Below are 6,172 nucleotides of genomic sequence, written 5' to 3' on the forward strand. Positions count from 1 at the left end.
AAGGGCGGCATTTACTTCGGCGAAAATGCCATTTCCCACAATCTCATCATGTGCAACAAGGCAAATCTTCTGAACCAGTCCGCTTTTCTGCTGGGCGTTCCCGGTTCCGGTAAGTCGTTCTCGGCAAAGGAATTGATCACCTTCCTCATTCTGAACACCAACGATGATATTCTGATCTGTGACCCCGAGGGAGAATACGCGCCGCTTATTGAAGCCATGGGCGGTCTCGGCTCGGTGATCCGTGTGTCTGCCGGCGGCAGAGACAGGCTCAATGCCATGTATATGGTGGACGGGTACGGTGAAAACAACCCCATTGTCGTAAAGTCCGAGTTCATTATGTCTCTGATCGAGCAGATCGACAAGAAGGGCGTCGGCCCGCAGCACAAGTCTATCATCGACCGCTGCATCACCAATGTGTACCGCAATGCGGCGGACACCGGGACGATCCCCACCCTCTGCACCCTACGCGATATGCTGCTGGAGCAGCCTGAACCCGAAGCAAAGCAGATCGCGCTGTCCCTTGAGCTCTATACCACCGGTTCTCTGGACATCTTCGGCAAGCAGTCCAATGTGGATCTCGACAAGCGTGTCGTGGTGTTCGACATTCACGGTCTCGGTTCCCAGCTCAAGCCCACCGGCCTGCTGGTGATTACGGACACCATGCTCAACCGCGTGACGCTGAACTGGAAGAAGGGCAAGCGCACCCATGTCTTTATTGACGAGTTCCATGTGGTGTTCGAGAACGAGTTCTCGGCGCAGTTCTTCAACTCCGCATGGCGACAGTTCCGTAAGCGCAACGCATACCCCACGGCGATCACGCAGAATGTGGAGTATCTGCTGGATTCTGTTCAGGCCAGCACCATGCTTTCCAACTCGGAATTTGTGGTCATGTTGAATCAGGCGGCCTCCGACAGAGGGCAGCTTGCCAAGCTCCTGAACATCTCCAATGAGCAGATGAGCTATATCACCAATGCCGACGCCGGCTGCGGACTGATTAAATACGGCTCTGCGCTGGTACCCTTCATCAATCGGTTCCCGCAGGACACCAAGCTCTATCAGCTTATGTTCATGGGATTCCATTGTTCCATGAGTGTATTGAGTGCGCCCTTTGATAAGAATACGACTTCCTTCGCAATCCCAAATGGCAGTTACAGTTCTGCCCAGAAACGCATACTCGAAAAGCTTAGTGAGCAGAGCCAGTTTAACTTTGAGCAGTACCAAGTTGAACATGCAACCCCCGAAAAGAATATTGTCATTCGTGCTGGTGCCGGTACTGGAAAAACCTATACCATGATTTCTCGCATTGGCTTTATCTGCTATACGCAAAATGTCCCGCTGCAGAAGATGGCCGACCGCATTGTGATGATTACATTCACCAATGAAGCTGCCGACCAAATGGAGGAAAAGCTCAAAGCATATTTCAAAAATTGCTACCTGGTAACCTCAAAACCCGATTATCTGCAGATGATCTCGCAGATTGACCATATGCAGATAAGCACCATTCACTCCTACGCCAAGAACCTTATCGCTCAGATGGGTACTTCGTTTGGATATGGAATTGACTTAAGTATTACATCCAGCGAGTTTTATCGCCGTAAAAAGATCTCTGATTTGCTTGATGCCTATATTTATCAAAAAGAAATGGAGCAGGGCAAAAACTATACCGACAAGCTGGGTATGCCTGTTTATGCTATCCGTGACAGTATCCTTGATTTTATCGGAAAACTTCACAACAAGAGTGTAGACATTGGAGCTATTGAACCCCAAGACTTCGGGACCCTTCTGAACAATGAATCTCACGGCGAACTGCATGAGCTTCTTGCGAGTGTAATTCCTGCCGTGGAGCGTGAATACTTTGAGGAACTCATTGAGGACAACAAAATTCACCTTAGTTCCATGATGTCTGTTCTCAATCGTTTTATCAACAATCCAGAAAGCGAAAGCAGAATCAGGGAACTAAAAAAAGATAAACACGCCCAGCAGTTTATGTTCGTCGATGAGTTCCAGGACACCGATGACTCTCAAATCGAGTCTCTGCTGCGTATTTCACAGGTTCTTGATTATAAGCTGTTCCTTGTAGGCGATATTAAGCAGTGTATTTACCGTTTCCGTGGCGCAAAGGAAAAAGCCTTTGACCAATTAGGTATCGCAGAAAATCCCGATAAATGGTTGGAGTTCTCTCTGCAGCGGAACTACCGCACCGACAAACATTTACTTGATATCTTTGATCGGTCCTTTACCAAATGGGGGAAACTGGACGAAGAACTTCTTACTTATGATGAAGATAAGGACAGGCTTATTGGAACACAGGATTATAACGGCAAGTATTTAACCAGTGTAAATCGTTTCTATCGTAGGCTTCCCACCACAAGCGAAGAGATGCGCATCCCGATTCTTGTTGAAGAAATCAAGCGCATTCAGAAGCGTATCCAGTATGAAGAGAGCCATGGCATGAAGCTCTCTGCAAAAGAAAAGAGCATTGCAATCCTTGTTCGCGAAAACTGGCAGGCTGACATGATTCGTACAGATTGTGCCCGACTCGGAATTAGCGTACACACCAACACAGGCGGTGACTTGTATATGTCCCAGCCTGCCATTGATATGCTCACTTTGGTCAATGCACTGGTACATTTCGATGAGGCCGACTACCTGTACAACCTCGTAACATCGAACTTCTTTAATCTCGATGTTCCTAAATCCAACCTGTACGAAATCCGTATGAAGATTCGCACCGGTGGCTGGAGAGCAAAGACGGACGAAAAAGAGCAAGTCAATTACCTTATCAACTTCATGAACCTGATGCTTGCGAACACCGTTGATAAGAATAATAAGTGGGAATATATTGTTGCCAGCCTCAGAACGCAGCCCATTCTGCAAGCAATCCGCAAGGTCTATAACACTCTCGAGCCGTGGAAGCATTTCAGCAATGACCCATGGAAACAACACTACCATGTGTATACAGATACATGGTGTTATTGTTCAACGGAAAGCACAATCCTCGTAATACTGGAAATGCATCTGCATCGGAGCAATTGTAATTCAGTGCAAAACATTTCAAGTCATCTTCATAGGTTATTTCTATTAGTTCAACATCTTGAATGCCGGCGCTTGAAAGGCTATCTACAAGGCCCTTGATTTCGTCATTGCGAAAAGGTGTGCGTTTGTGAATTACAACTCTTTTAGGCAATTCCGTGAACGACTTGTAAAACAGCTCTTTTATATTTAGCCCTAATCTATACGCCTCATTTTCGGAAAGATATGGATTGTGTTTTTTATCGATTGTCACATCCTGCAATTTCGATAGTTTATACTTCATACCCAAGCCATCGGAAGTATAGATATGACTACAGCCAATGACAATGTTGTTGCCGCCGCCACCTGGTAGAATACTATACCCAATCCCAGCAAAAGCAGTATCAGGCTGAATACCAGAAATTGTCCAAGGAGTCCTGCCAGCCTTAACATAAATGGCAAGAGAGAGGGCCCACATGATCTGACAGTTCAAATCGCTTTCTATTGTTTTTTCCCGTATAAACTGTGTAGCAATTTGCTTTTGTGCAGCAAAAGCCTTAACATGGTCGTGTAAGTCAAATTTTAGAAAACCGTCAGAAACGGCAGTATAGACCTCAAATTCCTTAGGAATATAGATCAAAACAACATCCACGTTTGTACTAATCTGATCTATTCTTCGAGTTATTTGATCACAAAATCGTCGAATTGCGTCAACTTCGTTTTGTCCTTTTGTCGCTTCAATATCAACCCAATTAGCAGAAGCTGGGGCAGGAATGTCAACTCCCGTCTTGAAGGCTTCAAAAAAGCCGGGGAATGAGATTAAGTAGTCGGGATTGTGCCTCGTTTCAGAGCGCAGGTTAAGCCCGCATATGAATGAATAAAACTTCTGTTCAAACCCTTTGGGACATATCACTCCTAGTTTTATAGATGAACTAAACAGTTTAGCATAAAGTGGCAAGTCAATCGGCCCATTATTAATCAAGCCCCGCATTGGGTGGAAGTCGCCAGCCGTTTTACCAGATGAAGGATTATAAAACAAAAGAGTTGGATCATTATATTCTCTTCCAGTAAACACGATGCGCTTAGGAGAAAAACCCGAAGAGAGCCTCACAGGGTATTTCCCCCCGAAATTAACGCCCAACATTGCGCTTTTACAGCTAATATTGAAGATAAAAGGCGATGTATCTTGGATCGGAAAACAGAGCTTCAAATTACTATTACCTGTAACACGTGTAACCCAATTGGAAATGTAGTCATACGTGTTTTTGTTTGGCCTGCCGTTATTAACGCCAGCATTATAATAATCAGCAAATGCTTTTTTCTCTTCTTTTGAATATACTGCTTCATCAGCATAAGTATAGCTTGGTGCAAAGGTTAGATAGCAATACTTCACGTCGAACTGCAGCGATAGCTGAACACCTTGATAACCCGTTATTGTTTTTTTATTAATTTGATACTTGATAACTCTTCTGGTATCCCATAGCTTATCCTTTGAATACCATAAGCGGCCATTAATTCCTAAAAGGCTAGTAATCGTTTTAAGAATCAACTCTTGAATAGTGACATTGTGAGCGGCAAAGGATTTGTCTATTGGACACAGTTCAATACTACTTTTCAGTCTGCCATGACATATGTTTTCAATATCTTCTTTTCTTCCCCAAGCATAGATCAAGCCCTTATACGGAACTGCCATAATGTTATTTTGATATAAAAACTTACAGTAGTCCCAAGGTTTTTCCTCACTCTTATAATTGACTTCAAATATGTAGCATTGCTTTGGAAAAGTGATCGGATATGCGTTTGTGACAACTGCTTTATTTGCGACCTCGTTTGGGAGAATGAAGCTGTTTGATTGGATGGGAGATACAACAGATAACTGCTTTCGAACGGTGTCTAGATCAGTCAAAAATGTCTTGTCATCGCTCATACAGTGACGAGCAATGGAAAACAAGGTGCTGTCAAATCCTTCTGTAGGAATATAGTACGCCGATCTTCCATTAGTGTTCGCATCATCTATCAGCTTAGATACAGCTGAAGATGGATGCGAACCATAGCCGCACCAAAAGAGCCTGCCTGCTCCTTTTTCGGAATATACTTTTTCAAGCGCGCGCATCAATGAAAGGTCTCTACCACTATATCCGATTACAATGAGATCCCTGTTTTGCAATTGGTGGCGTAATGCTTTTTCTAGTTCTCCATCTTGTGTATCGAGCTCGTTTTCGGTATTTTTTAGTGATCCATATTTATAATCACCATGTAATGCAATACATAGTAGCTCCTGGTCAACATCATTTCGATAAACTCGTTCTGACGTCTCAGATGTAATCTCTATAGGGACAAGCGGAGTGTATTGATGTGCACATTTAGCCATAAGGCCATCGAAATTCGTTGTCCAAACACATTTAATTATGTTTTTCTTGGCCAACATCGAAATGATATGATAACCCAAGCTGGGATCATGCGTGGATACCATATGCTGGAAATATTTTCGTCTGTCTTCTGCCAATGGATAGGCTTTTTCTGCAAAGAAAGAATACTCTTCATCGCTATTAAGTGCAGGATATCCGTTTTGAGAGTCGATCCACTTTTGGATCACTTGTCTGACAATCTCCAGCTTTGAATTGCTATAATTCCCAATCGCGCCAGGGTTCTGAGATAGATAAATCTCTTTTTTCCAATACCAAATACATTCTGTAGCAGACTGTACACCCGATTCAATAGATGCACCTGCCCCAAGTAGGAGAGAATGCGGCATGTCAATATTTTGTTTTAGTGAGCGTAAAAACTCGTCCAATTGCAGCTGTTGCATTCTGTAACCTCCTACTTATAATTATTGTGTTTCTAAAAGCTCTCCGGCACCAGCGCCAATTTATTGATCGACTCGTGGGCTCGGGCAAGGGAGTCGTAGACGGCGAGGACGTCATCGGAGTTCCATGTGCGAAGAGACTTCTCATCGATGACGCCGACGCTTTCACGGATGATTTTCGCAAGTTGCTCCACGTCGGCGACAGCGACGACGGCCTGAACAGCAGCGTTGCTCTGTGCCTTTTTGAGATTCAGGATCAGGCTGTCAATGGAGCCCTTGGACTGGACCTCAAAGACATAGATCGCCTTGCCCATGTTGCCAATCTTGGCCTCCCACACGGCGTCTACGACCGCT

The 6,172-nt window shown here is 44.5% G+C and carries 1 protein-coding gene and 2 pseudogenes; 1 reads left to right on the forward strand and 2 read right to left on the reverse strand.

The features are described 5' to 3' along the window. Positions 1-9: 9 nt before the first annotated feature. A pseudogene (locus tag QZ135_RS24185) lies at positions 10-2,127 on the forward strand (VirB4-like conjugal transfer ATPase, CD1110 family); the annotation flags it as partial. Positions 2,128-2,920: 793 nt separating this feature from the next. Here QZ135_RS24185 and QZ135_RS24190 read toward each other — a convergent pair. Both QZ135_RS24190 and QZ135_RS24195 read right to left on the reverse strand, forming a co-directional pair. After that, a complete protein-coding gene (locus tag QZ135_RS24190) occupies positions 2,921-5,821 on the reverse strand; it encodes an SIR2 family protein (RefSeq protein WP_294615605.1) in 2,901 nt (966 codons plus the stop codon). A gap of 32 nt (positions 5,822-5,853) precedes the next feature. Beyond that, positions 5,854-6,172: pseudogene (locus tag QZ135_RS24195) on the reverse strand (hypothetical protein); the annotation flags it as partial.

This window comes from uncultured Bacteroides sp., from assembly GCF_905207245.1.
Lineage (GTDB): Bacteria > Bacteroidota > Bacteroidia > Bacteroidales > Bacteroidaceae > Bacteroides.

Coding starts and splice junctions, on each gene's coding strand:
- QZ135_RS24190 (WP_294615605.1), bottom strand. CDS start 5,821: ATGCAACAGCTGCAATTGGACGAGTTTTTACGCTCACTAAAACAAAAT.